This window comes from Sphingobium cupriresistens (assembly GCF_004152865.1).
Taxonomy (GTDB): Bacteria; Pseudomonadota; Alphaproteobacteria; order Sphingomonadales; family Sphingomonadaceae; genus Sphingobium; species Sphingobium cupriresistens.
In genome coordinates this window covers 1-20,633 of the sequence record NZ_SEOO01000051.1, presented here as the reverse complement: position 1 = coordinate 20,633, position 20,633 = coordinate 1, and the positions used below count along the sequence as shown (strand labels likewise).

Here is a 20,633-nt window from a genome sequence, read left to right as displayed (position 1 = left end):
ATGATGCCGGGCACGACGAAGGACGGCACCTGACGCTTGCCTGCTACGGCATGCTGCCTGCGACGCGTATCACCGACGTACTTTCGCAGGTCGAACGCTGGACCGGCTTCACCCGGCACTTCGGGCATGTCTCGAGCGGGCTGCCGCCTACGGACGAGCGGGCCTTTCTTGCTACCCTGATTGCCGAAGCGACCAATCTTGGGTTGTCGCGCATGGCCGAGGTATGCGGCGCAGGGTCACGCCGCGCGCTGCTGCGCATGCAAACATGGCACATGCGCGAGGAAACCTTTCGGGCGGCGCTCGCCTGTCTGACCGACGCCATCCACGCTGAGCCGATCGCGGCCTGGTTTGGGCAAGGACACCGGGCTTCCGCAGATGGCCAGGCCTTCTACCTGGGCGGGCCGGGCGAAGCCGGCGGAGCGGTCAATGCCCACTATGGTCGCGACCCGGTGGTCAAGATCTACACCACCATCACCGACCGCTATGCGCCGCTGCACCAGACCGTGATCGCCGGCACGGCAGGAGAAGCCATCCATGCGCTCGACGGCATTCTCGGCCATGACAGCAACGCCGATCTGACCGCGCTGCACGTCGATGGAGGCGGCGTTTCCGACATCGTGTTCGCGACCATGCATCTCCTCGGGCTCGATTTCGAGCCGCGCATTCCCCGCCTGTCCGACCGCCGCCTCTACGCGTTCGAACCCTCGAAGCGTTATGGCAGGCTTGCGCCACTGTTCGGTCACAGGCTCGACCGCGACCTGATCGTCAGCCACTGGCCGGATATCGAACGTGTCATTGGCGCGATGCGTAACCGCACCGTTACGCCCTCGCTGATCCTCAAGAAGCTATCCGCCTACCGCCAGCAGAACAGCCTCGCCGCGGCGCTGCGCGAGATCGGGCGGATCGAGCGCACGCTGTTCACGTTGCGCTGGTTCGAGGATCCGGCTCTGCGCCGTACTGTCACTGCCGAGTTGAACAAGGGCGAGGCCCGCAACAGCCTTGCCCGAGCAGTCGCCTTCCATCGGCTCGGCCGTTTTCGCGACCGTGGCCTGGAGAACCAGCAGACCCGAGCAGCCGCGCTCAACCTCGTCACCGCTGCGATCATCCTGTTCAACTGCCGCTATCTCGGGCGCGCCATTGACGAAATGCGCCAGCGAGGAAGCCAGATCGATCCGGCTATGCTGTCCCGGCTCTCACCGTTGGGATGGGATCGCATCAATCTCACCGGCGATTACGTCTGGTCCGATCGCCTCGATCTCGATGCCAATGGCCTCATGCCGCTGCTCATCAAACCGCTACCGTGAATCTGTGTCCCTACAATGCACAGGGGCCAGTTCCCGGTCTTTTGCATCTGGTAATCCCGCTCCAGCATCGCCTCAATGCGCTCGCGAGCGGGCTTTCTGCCACGACCATGCTTGTTGAAGTTCTCGATGGTCAGATGCAGGGCGATGGTGACAGAAGGCGGCTTTTCCGGCAGCCCGATCCTTGAAGGAATGACGTCAAGCGCCCGATAGACGGTCATTCTTGAGATCTTGAGGTCGCGCGCGACGCTGGCCTTGCTCGCGCCGGCGGTGATCCGGCGTCGGATTTCATCGTCATCGATGTTTTTCTTCCGGCCTTTGTAGACGCCTTCGGCGCGCGCCGCCTCGATCCCGGCGCGCTGCCGGTCCTTGATGAACGTCAGTTCCATGTCCGCGACCATGCCCAGAATGGTGATCACCATCCGCCCCATGCTTCCGGCCGTCGTCACCTCCGGCTCAAGCACCCGCAATGAGGCTCCCTTCTGGTCGAGTTCATGAACCAGATTGAGAACATCGCGTGTGGAGCGACCGAGCCGATCGAGACGCAGGACGACGAGTTCGTCATCGGCGCGCAGGAACTGCATGATCGTCTCAAGCTCCGTGCGTCCAGTGCGCGATGCGCCCGAGCCTGTTTCGGAGCGGAGGATTTCACAGCCCGCTGCCTTCAACCGGGCAACCTGGATGTCGAGATCCTGGTCGATGGTGCTGACGCGGGCGTAGCCGACGCGGGTCATGGGCAAATCCGTCACATTAGGGTGGCTTTGCCCTCGTACAGTAACATTGGTGACGGAACCACCCTTTTGTGACATGTCGTATATGTCACTTCCGATCGTCACGTTCGGGTGCACCCAAATGGTGCGAGCGGAAAGGCCCCGGTCAGGCAGCAAGCCGCCCAAAATCGATCCGGCTATTCAGATCGAGGTCGAAGCGGCCATAAGGATTGACGTGGCTGTAAATCAGCGGTGTGAGGCCGCGATAATCATCCGGCGTCATCCGGCCCGTCCATTTCGGTTCCACCAGCACGCTCTGAAGCATTCGGGTGTTCACATAGACAAGCGACGCTTGCAGCAAATGTAGCGCCAGGACCGAGAGCTGCTGCTCATCGATGCGGTTAGTGGCGATCTCGCCGCCCTTGCCGAAGAAAACGAACCCATTGGCACTGTTCCAGTTTTCAACGACATTCAGGCCTTCATGAATTTCGCGGCGGAAGGACTCCTCGCGCAGATACCGGCACAGGAAGATCGTCTTGACCGCGCGGCCCAGCTCACTCAACGCCTTGTAGGTCGGGTGCATCACCTCGGAGCGGCTAAACCGGCGCAGGATCGCCTCCGGGTCGGCGGTTTTTGTCTGCATCGCGGCTGCATATTTGACCATCTCGTCATATTGCTGCTCGATCTCATCCCAGTTGATCGGACTGGAGAGGATCGGCTGCAAGTGGGGAAGCCGCGTTCGCATGCCGACATCGGGAAGAGCCAGCTTCTGGCGAGCGATCGCTTTCAGGCGGGGTGCAAGCTCAAATCCGAGAAGCCGGCAAAATGCAAAGCCAACCGCGCTTTGGCCATGACTATCAACATATTGTCGCTGGATTTCCATGTCGGTGCAATGGCGCAGCACGCCCTCGATCATGGAGGCGACCTCGGAGGAAGAGCAGCGCTTGAGCTGGGAATAGACGCATGTCGCGCGTCGTTCGACATGCCAGTAGATCATGACGCCCCGTCCACCATAACGCGCATGCCATTCCGTCATCAGGTTGCGATCCCAGGCTCCGAACTTTGTGGAATCTGACGCACAGGCCGTGCCGGCGTCCCCCCAGACTGCAGCATTGCGGATTGCCAGGGTCGCATTCGCAACCCTGGCACACGCCTCCTTGAGCGCCGCGGCATGAACGAAGCGGCGATGGACATGCAGCAGCTCTTCATAGCTGACATCGGGGGTGGCGCCGGCGATCCGCTTGAGCCCGGCATTCGTTCCCAGGCCGTAGAGGCATAGCAGGAGACGTTGATCCAGCGCGGTTTTCGGCAGTGCAACACGCGAGGCCGATGTTTCGAACGCTTCGAGAAGTCCCGTATCAAGGGCAGCCTCCTTCAGTACGTCGAGCAGCCCGGTCATCGGCCAGCGTTGGCCGATCTCGGTCTTGATCGAGGCGAGACCCCTGGGTTCGGGCAAGGGTTTGAACGGGGTGAGAGATATACGGTTCTCGCCGCGCCACAGCAGCCGAACCTTGTCGTTCCGGGGAATATTGGCATTGAGGAGCAACAGTTCCTGAGCAAGCTCTTCCCGGATGGCGCTTGAAAATGCACGCGCATCCGCCGTCAGGTTCAATCCTGTGTAATATGCTTCTCGCCGCGCATCGAAGTCCTTGGGAAGATCGTCATCGGGATTGCGGTATCGGTCCGCCCCGACAACCCAGATTTCCTTAGAACGGATGCGATCGCGCAGTTGCGCGAGGACACAAAGCTCATAACTGATCCGGTTTACGCGCCCCTCTTCATCAATGACGGAACTGCGCCATCTCGCCGGAATGACCTCGTCGACCGGCACTGCGTGCGGCGGCACGTAGCGGCATCCATCATCCACTTTGCTTCTGATCCAGTCCAGGGCCGCCAGCACCGGACGCCACACGGCGTTGTTCGACCGGAACTCCAGTGCCGAAAGCAGGCTTGGCAGCATACGGCGATAATGATTGGCCCATGACCTCCGCATCACCTTGTAGATCCGCCGATCCAAGGCGCCCTTTGCCTGGCTTTCCTTGATGATCGCCGCCAGTTTGTCCTTGCCGGCGATTGGGAAAATGACATCGCAGATGCGCCCGGATGGATCGTCGATCGAAGCGCTGGCAATCTCGACCAGGAGTCGCTCCTTGCCATAGACCCGCTCGATGTCTTTCGCGATATCGCCCACCACCTTGCGTTTCGAGCGCGATCCGATCTTATGGACCGTCTCGATCAGCAGGTCGACCATCGCATCCGTAAGCTGAGCTTCCCGCGCCATCAGATAAACGGCATAGAGCCCGAGCTGGCGCGCCGGTACATGCCGGCGCATCTCCGAGGCTTTCTCGCCGGCAACCCGGCGAACGATCTGATCGACCCATGCCTTGCCCGTGACCGATAGGAAATCTCGGGGAAGAGCAAGCCGTTGGATAAAGGCGAGTTTGGCGGTCACGCCAAGAATGTTTTCGAGCGTCGCCTGACCTGCATCCCCCTTCATCGTGTTGAAGCCGGTCGGGCCATCGGGATCGGCGAGCGAGGCTTCCAGCAAGGCGACCGCATCCGGCGCAAGCCGATCGCGGACTCGGGCCAACAGGGCCTCCAGATAGAGGTGTCGTTGCGAACGGACGAGGCGTTCCAGCTCCTTGCGCGACGGCCCATAGATACGGCGGTCGCGGCACCACAGGAAAACATGCTCGAGCATGGCATTGATCGGCTGCCCGCCCGCACAAAGATCGTCGGAAATCCACCTCGACAACGCCCTGCGATCCGTCTGCGTCATACGGCGGAACCCGAGATGCCGCAAAATCTCCGCGCAATGCCGGCGGGCGGTGCGCCCGGAAAAATCATAGTGGTTCACGGATTTGGCATCGAGACCAAGTTGCTCCGCCAGATACAAGACACCGTCGGAGGGTATCGACGCATGATCCGGCACAAAGAAGCCATGCCCGGCGAAAAATCTAAGCTGAACCGCCAATCCCAGTCGTGCCGTCTCCGCTTTGCCGGTCACGAACGCGATGTCCGAAAAACTCAGGCTCCAGGAGCCGATCAGATCCCCACTCGAAACGCCAAGGCTCATAACGCCGCTCCCTTATCGGAGCGGAACGTCGTTCCTCGCATGGGCGATCGTCAACAACAACCAGCCCGTTCCCGACGTGTTCTCCAAGATGACCAAAATCGCAGCTTCGGGCCGACTGGGCCATATACTGGCGCAGGCCCCGCTGCTCGATGACGCCGGCGTTGTGCTGGCCCACCATCGTTACTGGCTCATAGGCCCGCCCCTCCCGCATGGCCTGATGCTCGGCACGGCGTTCCATCGCCGTCGCGCTCGGCCCCATATGCACGGTCGCCTCCTGCTCGATTCCGCGCCGCTGGTGGCTGCGATGGTCCACCCGCTCCGGGACGTTCGCCCGTTCCAGCGCCGCATTCTGCATCTCGGCCCACCGGCCACGCCAGCGCTCGACCTCCCCGCTCGTCTTCTGGTCCAGTTCGCGGGTCTTCGCGCCCAGCCCTTCCGGGCCGATCCGCCGCGTCGTCGTCAGCAGATGGGCGTGGTGGTTGCGATGGTCGCCCTCGCGACCTGGTGCGTGGATCGCCACGTCCACCGCCACCCCATGCCGCTCGCTGATCTCCCGTGCGAGGCCCAGCGCAAGCTCGCGCCGCGCCTCGGCCGACAACTCGGCGGGCAGCGCGATTTCATATTCGCGGGCGACGGTCGAGTTCTTGCGCGTCTCTGCCTGCTCGGCGGCGTTCCAGAGCACGGCCCGGTCACTGGCCCACGCCGGGGCGTCGGCGGGCACGACAAGGGCGTTATGTTCGACGCCCTGTTTGCGAGTGTAATCATGGACGAGGCCGGTGCGCTCGTCCGTGATTTCGACACCCGCACGATAGGCTGCCGCTGCCGTCGCGCTGCGACCGGCGGAACGGCCTATCGTCTTCACCGCAAGATGGAAACTCGCCATCGCCGCGCCCTTGCTAGCCATGCGGGAGCATGGCGCGGGCGACAGCCCGCTGGGGTTCAGGGGTATCCCCTGACGCACGCAAACGCAAGTTTGCATAAGTGCGCCCTTCCTCTCTTTCGCTCGGTCGGGTCCGGTGCTATCAGTATCGCACAGCGAAAGGATTGACCATGGCTGCTCCAACGCCAGAGGCTATCGAAACCGCCCGTCGCAAGGTCCAGCAGGCCAAGGCCCGGTTGCAGGCCTTGGAAGCCCGCGCCACCACCCTGAACCGCAAGGCCGATGCCCGCCGCAAGATCATCCTCGGCGGTCTGCTCCTCGATGCCGCCATGAAAGACCCCGCATGGGAATCTCGCCTCAATGACCTGATGAGCCGGATCAGCCGCGATCAGGACCGTAAGGCGTTCGATGGCTGGACCTTCAAGGGTGGCCCCGCCGATGCCTGATCCCTTCGACCCTGCCGAGTTCGACGCTCCCCCTCCCTCCGATCCCGGCACGGACTATCGCACCCTACTCGACGCCATGCGCAAGGCCGGGGCCGAAGGGGTCGCCCAGCAGGTCGCCGCACTGGCCCAGAAGATCGAGCAGGACGCCCGCCAGCGCGCCGAATGGACCGCACAGGCAGGCGTGGGGGTCAATGCCCTCCACCGGGCCGCTGGGGAGCTTCAGCGGGTCAGCGCAGGGGTCTGGTGGGATCGCCTGAAGGAATGGATCACCGCCGCCCTCATCGGGCTGGGACTGATCTTCGCCGCGGCCCTCGCCTACCGCTGGGCGCAGGAACCCAAAATCGAGCGCCAGCTATACGGATGCACCGCCAAATGGGACGCCAAAACCCAGACATGCAAGGGCAAGTGGGTGCCCCTCTATGAGCAACAGCCCTGATTTTATACCGGCCACCGCTTACGTTCATATTCATCGGCCAGCGTTGCCAGCACGTCGAGACGATCCTCGTCCGCGCTGCCCGCTTCCGCGTTCCAGAGCGCGCGGATTTCATCGACCGCTGCACGATGGTCATCATCGTTCCTGATAGGTCCGATCTCCATTCGCCTGTCCTTCAAATCAGCCCGACGACAAGTAGCAAGGCACGGTCCACGGCCTTCATCCGCTCATCGTCAAGCCGCCCGAAAGGCTCGCTGATTTTCGAGCGCGGCAGGGTGGAGAGCTTGTCCACCATCACCTGGGAAAGCACGCGCAACCCGTTGGCGTTGTCCGGCTCGACAGTGATGCGAAAGGCGGCGTCCCGCACGGCGCTGGTGATCGGGCAGATCACGACGCTCTCCAGAGCGGCCAGAAGATTCGATTGCACAATGAGGGCCGGGCGCGGTTTGCCGTAGTCGCCTTGCAATGAAACCGCGACAATATCGCCTCGCTTCACTGCCACTCCTCGATCTGCCCTGCCGCTTCTTCGGTGAACCGCAGCACGTCCAGTTCCGCCGGGTTGCCCTTCAACTTCAAGCATTGCTGACGCACACGCTCCGCGAAATCAGCGGCGCGTGTGTCAGGAACCCAAAATTGGACGGGCCGAAACCCCGCAGCGCGCATCCGCTGGCGGTGTCGATCTACCTTGTCAGCCCTTTGCTTGATCGCGGCCATGTGAGTCTCCGATAGGTATCATGCATGGTTACATGATACCTATCCTGCCTATCTTCCACAAGCTCTATCCGAAAATTGCCCTCTGGTGCCCGTTAGGGGCACCGCCAAGCCCTTAGATCACACAGACCTGCCCCCCAACCGCTCCCCTGCGCTCTACAGGCCGGAAATCGCCTCCTGCACCCCCTGATAGCCAACTGGAACCTTCCATCATTGTGCGACGTGGAAGGGGTGCGGATTCCTATCCGCTTATGCCTAGCGCGTGCCGCGACTAGCGGCACTCATCGTTCACTTTTTGTTCTGCTCTAAAGGGGTTGCTTCGCCAGCGCTTAAGTTCGCGCTTGCACCCCCTTTAGATTACATAGAAGGGGCGGAAAAAACACATAAGTAAATCAAAGAGTTAGCTGGGGGGGGTGCGTCACCAGCTATGGCGCACCCCTGCGTCACCAGCTATGGCGCACCCCTGCGCCATCCTTGGCAATCTATTTACACTCTATGTCCAATTTATTGACTTGAAATAGGTCGAATAAACCGCCATCCGTGTCAAATTGTTGGACACAGATGGCGCACCCCAGCGCCATTTGCAGAGGGTTTTGAAAATGTCCGAGTTGGTGAAGCGACAACCACCAGGCCACTGGGTTCAAACAGAGCGAGCAGCCCATGAAGCATGGGCTAGTCTGATCGAGAAAGCCCCTAAAGCTGCCCAGCTAATGCACATCCTAACCGCACGAGTTGGTGAGCATAATGCTGTTGTCGTAAGTCAAAAGACCTTGGCAGCCTTAATGAAATGCAGCCGTCGCACAGTTCAACGCGCCGTGGATGTTTTAGCCGAGGATCGTTGGATAGAGATTCGTCAGATTGGGGAAAATGGCACCGTAAATGCCCACATCATCAATGATCGGGTAGCATGGTCGGGTAAGCGTGACGGCCTGCGCTACTCGCTGTTCAGTGCTGCGGTCATCATATCGGAAGCGGAACAACCTGACTTTGAGGAACTGGGCCAACAGGCGCCGCTGCGCCGTTTGCCATCATTGTTCCGAGATGAGCGCCAATTACCAAGCGGCCCCGGCACTCCCCCGCCAGCGCAGCCATTCCTTGATGGTATGGAACCGGACTTGCCTGCCACCCAACAGCCGGAACCTGACCCAGCGATGCAGGAGGAACTCTCCCAGCTAGTCACTGGCCTAGGTAACAAGCTCCGTGCATCCGAGACATCGCTCGATGACGATGAAACCGGTATATAGATACTATACAGGCCAACTTAGCAGCGAGTGACACTATGGGTATCACCCTAAGAGAAGCGTCGGAAAAGGTCGGTGTCACACGCCAAACGCTCATGAAAGCAATCAAGACAGGCCGCGTTTCCGGCCAAAAGTCAGATAATGGCGAGTGGCGTATTGAGCCTGTCGAACTGTTTCGCGTATGGCCCCCTGTAAATGAGGTGCAGCAACCTTTACAGCCAGATATAACAGGTAGTGACACCCCCGGTTTACAGGCTGAAAACAGGCTGTTGCGTGAGCAGGTTGCGGAACTGCGTGAAGAACGGAACGCTTGGCGAGAACAGGCGCAACGGCTTGCCCTGACCGATCAGCGCGCTGCCCCTCAACCTACTCCACAGCGCGGTTTCTGGTCGCGCCTGTTCAGCCGCCAGGGCGACAGCCCTAGCGGCGAGGAATAAACCATGGATGCTCCAACCGGCCCTTTATGGTCCCAAAAACAGGCCATTGCTTATGAGGTCGCGCTGGAGGCCATCAACGATGTGATCGCGGGATATAGTGAACAGATCGCGCTAGAGCAGACCCATCCCGCGCCGAATACAGCCCGGATTACTTGGCTGGAAATGCGAACCGATCAGGCCGTTTCAGTCCACCACTCGCTTAACGTGTGCGATGACGGCAACGTGCAGCAGGTAATTTCAGAATTTAGTGCCATCGTCCGCGCAAGGGATGAAGGGCGCTGATCTAAAAGAACGGTTGGGGGATGAAATTGCGGATTGTTATTAAGATGGTCAGTGCATTACTCGTTGGTTGGGCTGTTATCGCACCTGCCTACGCGCAGCAGGCTATGACGTTCTTCATGGAGACGGACCAAACGAAGCGCTGGGCAGCAAAGATGTCCGGTGACGGTCTAGAAGACATCTATGCTTCTGGCGACATCACGGAAGGCACGGCTGATCGTTTCCTAGCATTCATCCGCCAGAACGGGGTCGAAGGTGCCAAGGTTCACTTCAACTCGCTGGGTGGATCGTTGCTTGAAGGCATGAAGATGGGCCGAGCAATCAGGACGATGGAATTCTCGACAACTGTCGGCGTTTATAATCCTCGCTACGTTGAAGGGGCTAACCAAAACGCCATCTGCGCGAGCGCTTGCGCTTATGCTTATGCCGGGGGCACAAGCCGATACCTAAACGAATACACGGGCAGGCTTGGCGTCCACCAGTTTTACTCCAATGACAATGCGAGCGTCTCCGGCGAAACTGTTCAGCCTCGATGCCCCCAGTGCCCTCAACACGGCGCTCGCCTTGCGGCAGGCGATCTGGCGCAAGCCCAATCCCGAATGGATCGTCAGCGGCATTCCCGAACAGCTTTACGTCGACAACGGCTCGGATTTCATCTCCGAGCATATCGAGCAGGCGTGCATCGCCCTCAAAATCCGCCTCATCCATTCGCTGCCGGGGCGTCCTCGCGGGCGCGGCAAGATCGAGCGGCTGTTCCGCACCATCAACGACATGTTCCTGCCCGACCTGCCCGGCCACCTGATCGCGGGCAAGCCGCTGTCGGCGCCAGTGCTCACGCTCGACGAGCTACGCGCCCGCTTCGAGGCGTTCGTGTGCGGCGTCTATCATCGTCGCCCGCATGGCAGCACCGGCGAACCGCCGATCACGCGCTGGCAGAAGGGCGGGTTCCTGCCCGCAATGCCCGACAGCCTTGAACAGCTCGACATGCTGCTCGTGCACGTGCCCAAGCCCCGTAAAGTGCTGCGCGACGGCATCCGTCTGATGGGCAGGCGCTATGTCGAACCCACGCTCGCGGCCTTCGTCGGCGAGCAGGTCGAGGCGGTCTATGGCGACATCCGCGACCGACGCGGCTGCAAAGGCCGCACGCGGACGCGGGACGATTACTGCAATCGATCTCGGGGCGGGTTCCGTCACGCTGGATCATGGCCCCATTCCCGAGGTCAATTGGCCGGCAATGACGATGGCCTTCACGGCCGATCCCGGACTGCTGGCGGGCCTGAAGCCGGGAGATAAGGTCAGCTTCGAGCTCGCGGTTGGCGATGGCGGCGCCACCGTGACCGCGATCCGGAAACAATGACCCCTGATGGGCCGGCATTCGCGCCGGCCCATACGACCAGCGTCGATCGACGATCAGGCGACCGCGACCGCTGACGCTCGTTCCGTCAGCCAGCGGCGACAGGCGAGCACGAGCCCCAGCGAGAAGGCGGACACCATCGCTGTCGCCAGCGGCAACAGTCGCAAGGCCTCGGTCGGGAAGACAAAGGGCAGGAACGGAAAGGCATAGACCGCCGGCACGCGCATGCCGAACAGGCGCAGGAGCGCGGTCATCAGTAGAAGGTCGAGCAGCGCGATCACCAGCCAGGACTCGAACAGGGCGATGAGCGCGATGCCGATGGATGCGGCCAGTGTCAGCACCGCGATCTGCCTGAGCGCCATCCGGGGCGCGTACATCTTCATATGAAGCGACTCGTAGACGACCACCGCAACCGGAGGAATCACCCCGAGATGCGGATATCCGGCAGCGGCGGCGAGCCCGATCGATGCGAGCGTGGTCACCAGATAGGCAAGCATTGCCCGATACGCGAGGGGCGCGCGGCGATCGGCGGGGGAGCGCACCCTGAACAGGAATATGCCCGCCATCAGGATAAATGTGGTGACACCGATCGAGACCAGAAAGGACGGATGGGTGGCATTCGTGACGATCGGCAGAAAGCCCGTGGCGAGCGCGGGCGCCAGACTGTAGCGCAGGAACGCGAAGAAGCCGAGCATGGCAACAAGGACGAGGACGAGCTTGGCCGCGAAGGGCAGCGCGAGAAGGTTGATGCCAAACCCCATAACTGCCGTGAGCGATGGCCAGATGAAGATCTTTTCGGGCTGCCGCATCCATGATTGCTCGCGCCAGGCCCACAACGCCACCGCCATCGCGGCGATCTCGGGCAATATGATCTCGCGATCGCCAAGTGCCGCCGCTGCGCCAACCATGGCCATGATCAAGGCAAAGGCAGCGCCATAGGGCAAGAGCTCTTCAACTCGATTCCGTATTTCGCTGCGCATATTGGCTCTCGTCAGGCGGCATTGCCCGGATTTTCAGTCTGTCGTCTGGGTCGTGATAGAGCGAGATAGGATGGAAAGGGCAAAGGAACCGGGATGGCGCAGCGGCCATCCCGGTTCCCGCGCGTCAATGCCTGCCGAAGAGCTTCTGTCCCGACGACCCGAAGGCCATCACGTCGAAGCGCTGGGGCTTGCGTCCTGGAACTTCCATGCCTGGCGAGCCGAGCGGCATGCCACCGACCGCGATCCCGCTCATGCCCTTGGGGCGCTGGGCAAGGAAGCGCTTGATGTCGCTAGCCGGGACATGCCCCTCGACCACGACGCCATCAATGACCGCAGTGTGGCACGACCCAAGCGCATCGGGAACGCCGAGCCGCTTGACGAGCGCGGCGCGCGTTGGATTGTCGATGATAATGTGCTTGCGCCCGAGCTGTTGCGCCACCTGTTTTGCCCAGATCCCGCAACAGCCGCAGCCCGGATCGCGATACACGGTCATCTGGCTCGCGGCGTACGCAGCGGACGGCGTCATGATCGTGGCAGTCAGTGCTGCCAGGGCAAGACGGAATATAGTCGATCTCATATAAGGAGTCCTTTTGCGTTGAATCAGAACCAGCTTCTGAGGCCGACGAGAAAGCTCCAGCCTCCCGCCTTCTCGCCTGCGGCGCGCGCGAAATCGGCGGTGGTGCCGAAGCGCCGTTCATATTGAACGCCCGCATAGGGCGCGAATTCGGGGATGAACTGGTAACGCAGCCTGAGCCCCGCTTCGGCCGAGCTCAGCCCCGAACCGATACCGAGCTCGGGAATGTCCTGCGCGGACAGCTCGAACTCGATCGCCGGTTGCAGGATCAGTTTCTGCGTGATCCGCTGATCATATTCGGCCTCGAAGCGCGCGGTGACCTCGCCCTTGTCCGAAAGGAAGAGCGACCCGTCGACCTCGAACCAATAGGGTGCCAGGCCCTGGATGCCGAGCACCAGGTTCGTCCGTTCGGGGCCTGCGCGGAAATCATGCCGGATACCCGCTTGCAGATTGAACCAGGGATCGAGCGCGTGGCTATAGAGCGCCTGGACCTCGACGTCTTCCGGACCACCTTCGCCCAGAGTGCCTTCGCCTTCGGACTTGAGCCAGATCCGGTTGATGTCGCCGCCAGACCAGAATTGCGCATCCCAGCCATAGCCGTTGGCCCCGTTGCGCATCGATGTCTCGAGCCGGTCGAGCAGGAATTGCGCGCTGGTCAGCCCGCCATTTTCCTTGAGAAGCATCTGTCGCGACCGGGCCATTTCCTCCGCGCCGAAATAGGCGTCGGCGGCATGCGCCGGGCCGCTGCGTGCGGCATCGGAAGGACCCGTGACCGGTGGGTCGGAACCCTCGTTCATGACATGGCCGGCATGGAGGGCCGTAGCTTGCTGATCGGCCGGCGCGCGATGCGCCGCATGCGGGTCTGCGGGCTTTGCTGCATCGAGCCGGGCAGGCGGGGCATGCCCCGCATGCGGGTCGGCCGCGTCGGCCTGTACCGGCATTGCGTGTCCCGCATGAGGATCCTGCTGCTGCTGCGCGTAGAGCGCCGGAGCCGGGAGCGTCGTCAGGATGATGGCTGCAAGATAGGTCTTCATGCAGCCTCTCCCTCGTGCGGACGAACGGTGACGACGCGGAACATCCCGGCATGCATGTGGAGCAGCAGATGGCAGTGGAACGCCCAGTCGCCGGGGGCGTCGGCGGTCAGGTCGAAGCTCGCCTTGCCGCCGGGGAGCACGTTGATCGTGTGTTTGAGGGGCTGACGCCCCTTCTGGCCGTTCACGACTTCGAAGAAGTGACCGTGCAGATGGATTGGGTGCGTCATCATCGTATGATTGACGAGGACGACACGCGCGCGCTCGTTGCGTTCGAAGCGGATCGGCTCGACGCCATCGCTGAATTTCTTGCCGTCGAACGACCACATGAAGCGTTCCATATTGCCCGTCAGATGCACCTCGATGGTGCGCGCGGGCGGACGCGGATCGGGATTGGGTTCGAGCGCGACGAGATCGCGATAGGTGAGAACCTTATGGCCGACATTGTCGAGCCCGACCCCGGGGTCCCCGGTCCGGTCGACAGGCGAGAACGCGATCGCATCCATGCCGACGCCGACCGATACGCTTTCAGGAACCTTCGATTTGTCGCGCATGCTCATCGCGCCATGGTCCATCGCGCCCGCGGCGGCGCCCGCCACGCTACCGTGCGCGCCATGATCCATGCCGCCCATGCCCATATCCTTCATCGTGAGCGTCGGCCGTTCGCGTAAGGGCGGGACCATAGCCGCCATGCCCGGACGCGGCGCCAGCGTCGCGCGGCCCATGCCCGAGCGGTCGAGGGATTCAGCGACGATCGTGTAAGCGCGATCGTCATTGGGCTGCACGACCACGTCATAGGTCTCGGCGGTACCGATCTGGAACTCGTCGACGGTCACCGGCCGCACATTCTGTCCGTCGGACTGGACGACCGACAGACTCAGGCCCGGGATGCGGACATTGAAGATCGACATGGATGAGGCGTTGATGACGCGCAGCCGGACGCGCTCGCCGGGACGGAACAGGCCGGTCCAGTTCTCCTGCGGCCCATGGCCATTGATCAGATAGGTGTAAGTCGTGGCTGACACGTCGGCGATATCTGCGGGGTCCATCCGCATCTTGCCCCATTTAGCCCGTTCGGACGGGCTGAGCTTTTCCTCGGGACCGCCCGCGATCATGCCCGCGAGCGTCTGCTTCTGGCGGTTGAAATAGCCGCCTTCCTGCTTCAGCCGTGTAAAGAGCCGGTGCGGATCGAGAAAACTCCAGTCGGAGAGCACGATGACATGCTCGCGGTCGTAACCGACAGGATCGGCGCCCGCGGGATCGATGACAATCGGCCCGTAATGGCCGAGCTGCTCCTGGAGCCCGGAATGGCTATGGTACCAATAGGTGCCATTCTGCTTGACCGGGAACTGATAGGTGAAGAGCGAATGCGGCTTGATACCGGGAAAGCTGACCCCGGGCACGCCGTCCATCTGGAAGGGCAGGATCAGCCCGTGCCAATGGATCGAACTGTCCTCGTCGAGGCTATTCTCGACATGAAGGCGGACATTCTGCCCCTCCTTCAGGCGAATGAGCGGCGCGGGTAGCACGCCGTTCAGCGTGATCGCATTGCCCGCGCGGCCGCCGACCATATAGCGGCTCCGCGCAATCTTGAGGTGAATGTCCTCGCCCGCCAGCGTCGGCAAGGTGGCGCGGATTCCGGGCGTGTTGCTCTGCGCCCAGGCGGGGAGAAGGCCGGCAAGCGAGAAACCCGCGGCGCCGAGGGCGCCGGCGCGCAACAGCGCCCGCCGCTCGATAGGGTGGTTCATGTCGTGTCTGTCCTTTGCGCACCAGCACGCTCCACCCGCTGTCGGGCGGTGAGACTGGCGCTCGATGATCAGGAAAGGCCGGGAGCGGTGTCGGTACCGCTCCCGGCGCAACGATTACTTGCCGGCGGGGGCGGCCGGTGCCTTGGCCTCGCCGGACATTTTCTTGTCGCAGCAGTCCATCTCGCCGCGAGGCTTCGTCTTGCCGTTGCCCATCATCCGGGCATGGCAGGGCATGGCGCCCTTCATGTCGGCCATGCCGGCATGCATCTGATGCGCGGGGCTGGCGGATTGTGCCGATGCCACGGCTGCGGGGTTGGCGGCCGCCATTGCGGCTGCTGTCAGAATCATCAACATCGTATTTCTCCGGGAAAATTGTGGGGTTCACATTTCCGGAGCTGGGCGGGGCGGGGGCGCGCGCGTCTCGGGATGGATGCCTGCAAGCGGGCGGGGTTCCCGCGATTCAGGGGCGTTTTTCGCGGCCACACGCGGAGGGCCGGGCTCGGCGGGGATTGCCTGGAGCGGTGCGCAGGCGCTGACGCATGTCATTGCGGTCATCGGCCGGTGCGTGTCGGGCGCGCTCGTGGCGTTCAGGCAATGGCCTTGTTCGATGCTTCCGAAAGTCAGGTGCGGCGTCGCCGCATTCGCGCCGCCTGTCCCCGCAAGCGGTGACAGGAACAGCGCGAACGCGGCAAGCAGCGACAAGAGCAGTCGGAGCGCCATGATCGTCAGGGGGCGACCCGCTTCGCGACATAGCCGGCAAGCGCGATGGCGCGGACAAATATATCGGCTTGGCCGGTGTCGGAGCTCGTCTTGATGCGGACCTGGTTCGTCGGGCGGTCGACACTCACATCCACCACTCCCGGGACTTCACGGACAGCGCGTTCGATATGCGCCGCGCAGGACCCGCACGTCATGCCCTTGACCGAGAACAGCAGCATATTGGCATCCAGGGTTTCCATGCCATTCTCCATGGTCGAGAGCGTCTCCTCGCTTTGAGTCGACCCTTCTATCGACCTTGACATCATGTTAAGGTCAAGCCCGGCTTTTCCAGTTCGCCCGCAGTCGCAGGGCACCAAGAATTCGGGAAGTCAGTTTCATCATACATTCCCCAAGTGGCATGCCGTCTGACGTGAGTTTCGCCTGAATCCGACCGCAGGACAATCATTTTCCGTCCCGAGCGGCGTCGTCGGGCGCGCAAGGCGCTGAGACAGGGCAGATCGGCCCGCGAAGCCGCCGTGTTGTGCCCTGGTGGCGGTGTTTTTCAGCGCAGCGGACAGACCCATCCTGCCGTTTTCGTTCAGTTTGGGCGTGGATGGCGGTCATGCGCATAGCGGAGGCGCTCGCAATCGGCGGATGGCGGCGAGGATGGCGCGGACCATCGGACCGGTGACGGCCACCTCGGCCAGCTGGAAGGTGATGGCGCGGGCATGGCGGACGACACGTGCCCCGATCTTGATCAGCTTCAGTTGCAGGCTGGTCAACGACCAGTCGGCCATCGTCTCGGGCAACTCGATGCAGCGCAAGAAGATGGCCAGGTTGTAGGCCAGCGCATGCAGTTGCAGTCGCACCTCATTGTCGCGGAACTTCCGGCATGACAGCCGCGTCCAGTGGAAGGCATATTTACCTTCCTTGATGTGCTGCTCGGCGGTGCCGCGCTGGTTATAGAACCGCACCACCCAGTCGGGCTCCATCGGCAGGTTGGTGACGATGAAGCCGACACGCGGGAACAGTTCGCCCGGATGCCATTCGATCTTGGCGATCACCCGGCGTTCCTTGTCCCAGGATGCCGCCTGATACTCGAAGTCTTCGTAGAAGCGCTTGACCTTGGTCAGCGAAGGTCGCCCGACAGGGCGCGTCAGCCGATGCGCGATCTTCTCGCGCAGGACGTTGTTCGCAGGCAGCCGGATGGCGTAGAAGAATCGGGCTTCTTCCAGCCGCTCATAGATCGCGGGGATCGCGTAGGCGGCGTCAGCCCGGAAGAACCGGCCGCAAAGGTCGCGCTCCGCGTAGCGGGCGATGACGAGGTCGAGAACGTCCCGCCAGCCATCGGCGCTGTGGACGTTGCCATGGCGCAAGGCGCAGCGCTCCAGCATGCCGAACTGGTTGAACAAAAAGTTCGGGTGATAGCAGGTGCAGTCGAAATGCCCGTTCCAGGCCGCGCCCTCCTGATCGCCATGGGTGGGGCTGACCGAACTGTCCATGTCCAGAACGATGTACTTCAGCCCGTTACGGTCATGGAACCGGTCGATCCATTGGCCATTCAGGTCGGCCAGCGCGGCACGGTTCTCGGGCTGTGCCAGTGTCTCGGTCTCGAACCGTCCCATCTGCGAGGCCGAGGCCGCTTGCGCATCGACAGCCCTTCCACCCACGACCTGGCGCATCACCGGATCGAGGGCCAGGCGGTCGGCGTCGTTCACATCCTCGTATCCGGCCAGTCGCCCGAACACCGATTGCCGGAACAACCCGTCAAGCCGGTGGACCGTGTTCTTGCCGCGCCGGGTGTCGCGCAATGCTTTTGCCGCCAGATCGGACAGCCCGAGCGCGTCATCCAGCTCGCGCATCACCAGCAGGCCGCCGTCGGAACTGAGCTGCGCACCTCGGAACTCCACATGCACCCGGCGGTCGAACTCGACCCGATCTGCCCGCTTCGAACCCGCACCCTCTGGGTGACCCATCAAACGCGCCCCTCACGGCCATCAACACCATGATTTATATCGGAAATATTGAGATCCTGACAGCAAAATCAGCGATTTACTTGGGGAATGTGGGTTCAGCAGATAAGCGGCCTCATCGTGGCCTATCTGGATCAGATGGGTATCGACGCAAAGGCTTTCACAATCTCGACACTCGCGGACCGCAACGGCGTGATCTGGCTCGCTCCCTCCGACGCCCTCAAGCTGCGTTTTGCCAACAATGGCGTCGAATTGCCCTCGGCAGAGATTAAGCTGGCGGGGATGTCCCCCTATCTACGGGTCCAGCAGAACCATGCCAACGTGACAACTCGCGTTCTCTTTAACTGCGAAGGCAAGCGCATCCACATGACGTTCGGAATGGTAACTGACCCCGATACGAGCGCCATGATCGGAGAGAACCAGAAGCGCTCCTATCTAGAACTGGACGGCAAAGAGTTTCTTGTTGAGATGGGCAAGACTGGCGCGGTGGCGAACCAGAGTGTTGTCTGGATCGCTCGCTTCCTAACTGCCCAAACACTGGTGCAGGTCATCAAATCCGAGAATGTCGGTGGCTGGGTCGATGGCTTCGGCGCTGTTCGATATGGTGCAACGCTGGACATGCCGACTGTCAGAAGCAAGATCGCTGAATTCGCTAAGCAGTGTTACGGATTGTGAACTAACTGACCGTCCCGGTCACAACCACGCCGTCGCCGCGATCTGGATACGAAAATCCCGATTCCAGGGTTTTCCGTCATCCTCATCGGCTCATGCCACGGTTACGTTGCAGGACCAGTTCGCGCTCATGGAGCAACTGGTCCACCGCGCGCGCCATCTGGGGTTCGCGCTGGATCCGCTCGATGTAGATATCCTTGGTGTGCTGGTTCGCTCCGTTATAGGCATCCACCGCCTTGCGGAGCGCCTCCGGGGTCGCCTTCCAGTCGCTATTATGGTCGCCATAGCCATGGCCGCCCGCCTCGAGCTTCCCGGCAATGGTCCTGAACTTCTCCGCCACCTTCTCACGGTCCTGCGCCTGCTGGCGTTCCTGTGCCTGCTCACGGGTGCGCTCGGCGACAAGCCGCTTCTGACGCTGCGCCTCGGCTGCATCGCGCCGATCGCGATCGACCGCGCCGCTCAAGGTGGCCGCGAACGCATGCAGCCTGCCCGATATCCGCTGCCCTGCATCGCGCAGCCACTCGGTCCCCCGCTCTATATAGGCCCAGTCGGCCCGAAGCTGCGATTTTGGCCATGTTGAAGAACAAAGATTGAACATGGCGATCTACCAGGCTCGCTCTTGTCCTCCAATCTCGTAAACATCGGTCTCGATCGAGCACCTGTAGCTCTCTGCGATGTTGAACATCTCTGTCTGGAGAGATGCGATCTCATCATCGAGGCTGACGCCATCGGCACCCTGATCATAGGCGACGGTCAGCGTGTAATCGCAGTTGGCCCCTGTGCATTATCAGGACACGGATTCACGGTAGGCGTCGGCGGTAGCAAGCTATTTGCGCAGGTTCTCGATGCCAAGTTCGCTCCACATCCAGGTGAAGTCGTAGGTGACCATCGGGTCGTTCCGGTCGAGCTGACTGCTGCTGCTGCAGTTTTCAAGATACTTGAGCCATCCGGCCACTCGGCCACGGCCCGCAGCGGTTCGAACGGCCGCGCGCGGGGTGATGTCGCCAAGCATGCCGACGGGTTCATCGAGCGTCGCGCGGTACTGACGGTCGAGCATGGCATGGATGAGCGGGGTTGCCACCTCTGGCGCAATGGCGGGTGCCGGTTCGGACGTTGTCAGTCCCTCGGCCCGCGCCGCCATGGCCTGTTCGACCGTCTCGATCGTGGTCAGCGGCGAGCCGACCAACCCGGCGAGCGCATCGGTCATGAGCGCCGTGCCGCGTTTCGCCCGCTCGGCCGAGGTGACGGCGAGAATCAGGGCGCGGCCTTTCAATTCGACATTGCCGAGCACCGGGGTGCCGTCCGCCATTGTCACACCCCACGCCATGCGCCCAGTGCTTCTCGCTTTTCCGTCCGGTTTCTCGCCCAGCCAGTTCCAAAAGTGCGTGGTTTCCCGCTGAAACGCAGAGACACTATCGAGCCGCTCGCCGACCAGCGCCTGGGTCACGCCGCGTGCGAAGGGAAAGCGCACGCGGTGGAACACCACCTCCTCGCCATCACTGTTGTGCAGCGTGGGGATGGACGCCGGTCCCATGGTCTTGGGAACGACATCGCACAGCCATGCCGTGCTGATGAGGGCCGGAAGTGCGGCCAGATCGTCGGCGTCTAGGTTTAACGCGGTGCTCGGGCTGCGCTTGCCTTTCGAGCGCCGCAGATCGGCGACGAGCGCCTCGGCCGCCTCCATCGTGAACGAAAGCACGCCGCCCGACAGGAGGTGCTTGCCTCCGACCTGCACGACGCGAGCACCGATCCTGTCCCATTGCTTCAGCGTCTGCGAGGCGCTGCGCTCGGATACTCGAAGCGGCTCGCCGCCCTGGATCAGGTCACGCACAAGGAAGCCGCTTCCGGGCTCGACCTCGCTCACCTCGTGGAGGCTCATCACCGACGATCGAAGGGCACGCAGGTAGATTTTGGTCGAGCCGCTCTCGTTCCAGCCCCGGCGTCGAATATAGTCATCAACAATGTTCCGGTCCTCGGGTTCGATGGTGCGCGTGAGCAGATCCTCGAACGCGCATCCCCACAACACGCCGGCCCAATGATCGCCGACGATGTCCGCCAGCTCGTCCGCTTCGAAGTCGAACTCCTCCA

23 protein-coding genes and 1 pseudogene are annotated in these 20,633 nt (G+C 62.1%); 9 read left to right on the top strand and 15 right to left on the bottom strand.

Features of this window, described 5'->3' with window-relative positions:
* The coding region (locus EWH12_RS19515; RefSeq protein ID WP_129927563.1) for a Tn3 family transposase at positions 1-1,304 on the top strand (1,304 nt) is incomplete at its 5' end.
* Here EWH12_RS19515 and EWH12_RS19510 read toward each other — a convergent pair.
* The 3 genes from EWH12_RS19510 to mobQ form a co-directional block, all read right to left on the bottom strand.
* Positions 1,232-2,035, bottom strand: coding sequence for a recombinase family protein (locus tag EWH12_RS19510; RefSeq protein ID WP_129927562.1), 804 nt, complete (start codon positions 2,033-2,035; stop codon positions 1,232-1,234). The genes EWH12_RS19515 and EWH12_RS19510 overlap by 73 nt on opposite strands.
* 142 nt (positions 2,036-2,177) lie before the next feature.
* Positions 2,178-5,087 (bottom strand): Tn3 family transposase, encoded by a 2,910-nt coding sequence (locus EWH12_RS19505; RefSeq protein ID WP_006961814.1) that lies wholly within the window; start codon positions 5,085-5,087, stop codon positions 2,178-2,180.
* Positions 4,969-5,991, bottom strand: a complete 1,023-nt coding sequence (gene mobQ, locus EWH12_RS19500; protein WP_242496135.1) for a MobQ family relaxase — start codon at positions 5,989-5,991, stop codon at positions 4,969-4,971. The genes EWH12_RS19505 and mobQ overlap by 119 nt, the downstream gene beginning before the upstream one ends.
* 146 nt (positions 5,992-6,137) lie before the next feature.
* On the opposite strand from mobQ, the gene EWH12_RS19495 reads away from it, so the two are divergent.
* Together EWH12_RS19495 and EWH12_RS19490 are read left to right on the top strand one after the other, a co-directional pair.
* On the top strand, positions 6,138-6,413 hold the full coding sequence (locus EWH12_RS19495) for a mobilization protein (protein WP_129927561.1): 276 nt from the start codon (positions 6,138-6,140) through the stop codon (positions 6,411-6,413).
* Entirely contained in the window at positions 6,406-6,849 is a 444-nt protein-coding gene (locus EWH12_RS19490; protein ID WP_129927560.1) for a hypothetical protein, read from the top strand. Before EWH12_RS19495 ends, EWH12_RS19490 begins: the two co-directional genes overlap by 8 nt.
* A 2-nt stretch (positions 6,850-6,851) precedes the next feature.
* Here EWH12_RS19490 and EWH12_RS19485 read toward each other — a convergent pair whose 3' ends face one another.
* The 3 genes from EWH12_RS19485 to EWH12_RS19475 are packed head-to-tail and all read right to left on the bottom strand — an operon-like array spanning position 6,852 to position 7,560.
* Positions 6,852-7,010, bottom strand: coding sequence for a hypothetical protein (locus tag EWH12_RS19485; RefSeq protein WP_207212448.1), 159 nt, complete (start codon positions 7,008-7,010; stop codon positions 6,852-6,854).
* 11 nt (positions 7,011-7,021) lie between these two features.
* Entirely contained in the window at positions 7,022-7,342 is a 321-nt protein-coding gene (locus EWH12_RS19480) for a type II toxin-antitoxin system PemK/MazF family toxin (RefSeq protein ID WP_066564885.1), read from the bottom strand.
* Complete coding sequence (locus EWH12_RS19475) at positions 7,339-7,560, bottom strand: antitoxin MazE family protein (protein WP_129927559.1); 222 nt, start codon at positions 7,558-7,560, stop codon at positions 7,339-7,341. The genes EWH12_RS19480 and EWH12_RS19475 overlap by 4 nt, the downstream gene beginning before the upstream one ends.
* A gap of 596 nt (positions 7,561-8,156) precedes the next feature.
* On the opposite strand from EWH12_RS19475, the gene EWH12_RS19470 reads away from it, so the two are divergent.
* The 5 genes and pseudogenes from EWH12_RS19470 to EWH12_RS19450 all read left to right on the top strand — a co-directional run bounded on the left by EWH12_RS19470 (position 8,157) and on the right by EWH12_RS19450 (position 10,871).
* Entirely contained in the window at positions 8,157-8,801 is a 645-nt protein-coding gene (locus EWH12_RS19470) for a helix-turn-helix domain-containing protein (RefSeq protein WP_129927558.1), read from the top strand.
* 35 nt (positions 8,802-8,836) lie between these two features.
* Entirely contained in the window at positions 8,837-9,235 is a 399-nt protein-coding gene (locus EWH12_RS19465; protein ID WP_129927557.1) for a hypothetical protein, read from the top strand.
* Positions 9,236-9,238: 3 nt separating this feature from the next.
* A complete protein-coding gene (locus tag EWH12_RS19460) occupies positions 9,239-9,517 on the top strand; it encodes a hypothetical protein (protein WP_037467942.1) in 279 nt (92 codons plus the stop codon).
* A gap of 489 nt (positions 9,518-10,006) precedes the next feature.
* A pseudogene (locus EWH12_RS22965) lies at positions 10,007-10,567 on the top strand (Mu transposase C-terminal domain-containing protein); the annotation flags it as partial.
* Position 10,568: 1 nt separating this feature from the next.
* A complete protein-coding gene (locus tag EWH12_RS19450; protein ID WP_129927556.1) occupies positions 10,569-10,871 on the top strand; it encodes a copper-binding protein in 303 nt (100 codons plus the stop codon).
* A gap of 53 nt (positions 10,872-10,924) precedes the next feature.
* Here the strand turns inward: EWH12_RS19450 and EWH12_RS19445 are convergent, their stop codons facing one another.
* The 7 genes from EWH12_RS19445 to EWH12_RS19415 form a co-directional block, all read right to left on the bottom strand.
* Positions 10,925-11,848: a hypothetical protein gene (locus tag EWH12_RS19445; RefSeq protein WP_129927555.1), complete on the bottom strand. Its 924-nt coding sequence runs from the start codon at positions 11,846-11,848 to the stop codon at positions 10,925-10,927.
* A 124-nt stretch (positions 11,849-11,972) separates the two neighbouring features.
* Entirely contained in the window at positions 11,973-12,425 is a 453-nt protein-coding gene (locus EWH12_RS19440) for a DUF411 domain-containing protein (RefSeq protein ID WP_129927554.1), read from the bottom strand.
* Between the two features lie 23 nt (positions 12,426-12,448).
* Positions 12,449-13,456, bottom strand: a complete 1,008-nt coding sequence (locus tag EWH12_RS19435) for a copper resistance protein B (RefSeq protein WP_129927553.1) — start codon at positions 13,454-13,456, stop codon at positions 12,449-12,451.
* The gene (locus tag EWH12_RS19430; RefSeq protein ID WP_129927552.1) at positions 13,453-15,201 is read right to left on the bottom strand and encodes a copper resistance system multicopper oxidase; all 1,749 of its coding nucleotides are present in this window, start codon (positions 15,199-15,201) and stop codon (positions 13,453-13,455) included. Before EWH12_RS19430 ends, EWH12_RS19435 begins: the two co-directional genes overlap by 4 nt.
* A 114-nt stretch (positions 15,202-15,315) precedes the next feature.
* On the bottom strand, positions 15,316-15,528 hold the full coding sequence (locus EWH12_RS19425) for a hypothetical protein (protein WP_047867292.1): 213 nt from the start codon (positions 15,526-15,528) through the stop codon (positions 15,316-15,318).
* A gap of 398 nt (positions 15,529-15,926) precedes the next feature.
* Positions 15,927-16,160, bottom strand: a complete 234-nt coding sequence (locus EWH12_RS19420; protein WP_047867295.1) for a heavy-metal-associated domain-containing protein — start codon at positions 16,158-16,160, stop codon at positions 15,927-15,929.
* A gap of 360 nt (positions 16,161-16,520) precedes the next feature.
* Positions 16,521-17,876 carry an IS1380-like element ISKpn23 family transposase gene (locus EWH12_RS19415; RefSeq protein ID WP_129927551.1) on the bottom strand — a complete coding sequence of 452 codons (1,356 nt, stop codon included), beginning with the start codon at positions 17,874-17,876 and terminating at the stop codon, positions 16,521-16,523.
* Positions 17,877-17,993: 117 nt separating this feature from the next.
* On the opposite strand from EWH12_RS19415, the gene EWH12_RS19410 reads away from it, so the two are divergent.
* Entirely contained in the window at positions 17,994-18,548 is a 555-nt protein-coding gene (locus tag EWH12_RS19410; RefSeq protein ID WP_129927550.1) for a hypothetical protein, read from the top strand.
* A gap of 82 nt (positions 18,549-18,630) precedes the next feature.
* Here the strand turns inward: EWH12_RS19410 and EWH12_RS19405 are convergent, their stop codons facing one another.
* Together EWH12_RS19405 and EWH12_RS19395 are read right to left on the bottom strand one after the other, a co-directional pair.
* Positions 18,631-19,143: a hypothetical protein gene (locus tag EWH12_RS19405; protein ID WP_242496133.1), complete on the bottom strand. Its 513-nt coding sequence runs from the start codon at positions 19,141-19,143 to the stop codon at positions 18,631-18,633.
* A gap of 228 nt (positions 19,144-19,371) precedes the next feature.
* On the bottom strand, positions 19,372-20,633 hold a 1,262-nt coding region (locus tag EWH12_RS19395), incomplete at its 5' end, for a DUF7986 domain-containing protein (RefSeq protein ID WP_129927549.1).

What these genes read in the sequence shown, in the direction of transcription:
- EWH12_RS19510 (WP_129927562.1), bottom strand. Translation starts at nt 2,035, where the DNA reads ATGACCCGCGTCGGCTACGCCCGCGTCAGCACCATCGACCAGGATCTC.
- EWH12_RS19505 (WP_006961814.1), bottom strand. Translation starts at nt 5,087, where the DNA reads ATGAGCCTTGGCGTTTCGAGTGGGGATCTGATCGGCTCCTGGAGCCTG.
- mobQ (WP_242496135.1), bottom strand. Translation starts at nt 5,991, where the DNA reads ATGGCTAGCAAGGGCGCGGCGATGGCGAGTTTCCATCTTGCGGTGAAG.
- EWH12_RS19495 (WP_129927561.1), top strand. Translation starts at nt 6,138, where the DNA reads ATGGCTGCTCCAACGCCAGAGGCTATCGAAACCGCCCGTCGCAAGGTC.
- EWH12_RS19490 (WP_129927560.1), top strand. Translation starts at nt 6,406, where the DNA reads ATGCCTGATCCCTTCGACCCTGCCGAGTTCGACGCTCCCCCTCCCTCC.
- EWH12_RS19485 (WP_207212448.1), bottom strand. Translation starts at nt 7,010, where the DNA reads ATGGAGATCGGACCTATCAGGAACGATGATGACCATCGTGCAGCGGTC.
- EWH12_RS19475 (WP_129927559.1), bottom strand. Translation starts at nt 7,560, where the DNA reads ATGGCCGCGATCAAGCAAAGGGCTGACAAGGTAGATCGACACCGCCAG.
- EWH12_RS19470 (WP_129927558.1), top strand. Translation starts at nt 8,157, where the DNA reads ATGTCCGAGTTGGTGAAGCGACAACCACCAGGCCACTGGGTTCAAACA.
- EWH12_RS19465 (WP_129927557.1), top strand. Translation starts at nt 8,837, where the DNA reads ATGGGTATCACCCTAAGAGAAGCGTCGGAAAAGGTCGGTGTCACACGC.
- EWH12_RS19460 (WP_037467942.1), top strand. Translation starts at nt 9,239, where the DNA reads ATGGATGCTCCAACCGGCCCTTTATGGTCCCAAAAACAGGCCATTGCT.
- EWH12_RS19450 (WP_129927556.1), top strand. Translation starts at nt 10,569, where the DNA reads ATGTCGAACCCACGCTCGCGGCCTTCGTCGGCGAGCAGGTCGAGGCGG.
- EWH12_RS19445 (WP_129927555.1), bottom strand. Translation starts at nt 11,848, where the DNA reads ATGCGCAGCGAAATACGGAATCGAGTTGAAGAGCTCTTGCCCTATGGC.
- EWH12_RS19440 (WP_129927554.1), bottom strand. Translation starts at nt 12,425, where the DNA reads ATGAGATCGACTATATTCCGTCTTGCCCTGGCAGCACTGACTGCCACG.
- EWH12_RS19435 (WP_129927553.1), bottom strand. Translation starts at nt 13,456, where the DNA reads ATGAAGACCTATCTTGCAGCCATCATCCTGACGACGCTCCCGGCTCCG.
- EWH12_RS19430 (WP_129927552.1), bottom strand. Translation starts at nt 15,201, where the DNA reads ATGAACCACCCTATCGAGCGGCGGGCGCTGTTGCGCGCCGGCGCCCTC.
- EWH12_RS19425 (WP_047867292.1), bottom strand. Translation starts at nt 15,528, where the DNA reads ATGGCGGCCGCCAACCCCGCAGCCGTGGCATCGGCACAATCCGCCAGC.
- EWH12_RS19420 (WP_047867295.1), bottom strand. Translation starts at nt 16,160, where the DNA reads ATGGAAACCCTGGATGCCAATATGCTGCTGTTCTCGGTCAAGGGCATG.
- EWH12_RS19415 (WP_129927551.1), bottom strand. Translation starts at nt 17,876, where the DNA reads ATGGGTCACCCAGAGGGTGCGGGTTCGAAGCGGGCAGATCGGGTCGAG.
- EWH12_RS19405 (WP_242496133.1), bottom strand. Translation starts at nt 19,143, where the DNA reads ATGTTCAATCTTTGTTCTTCAACATGGCCAAAATCGCAGCTTCGGGCC.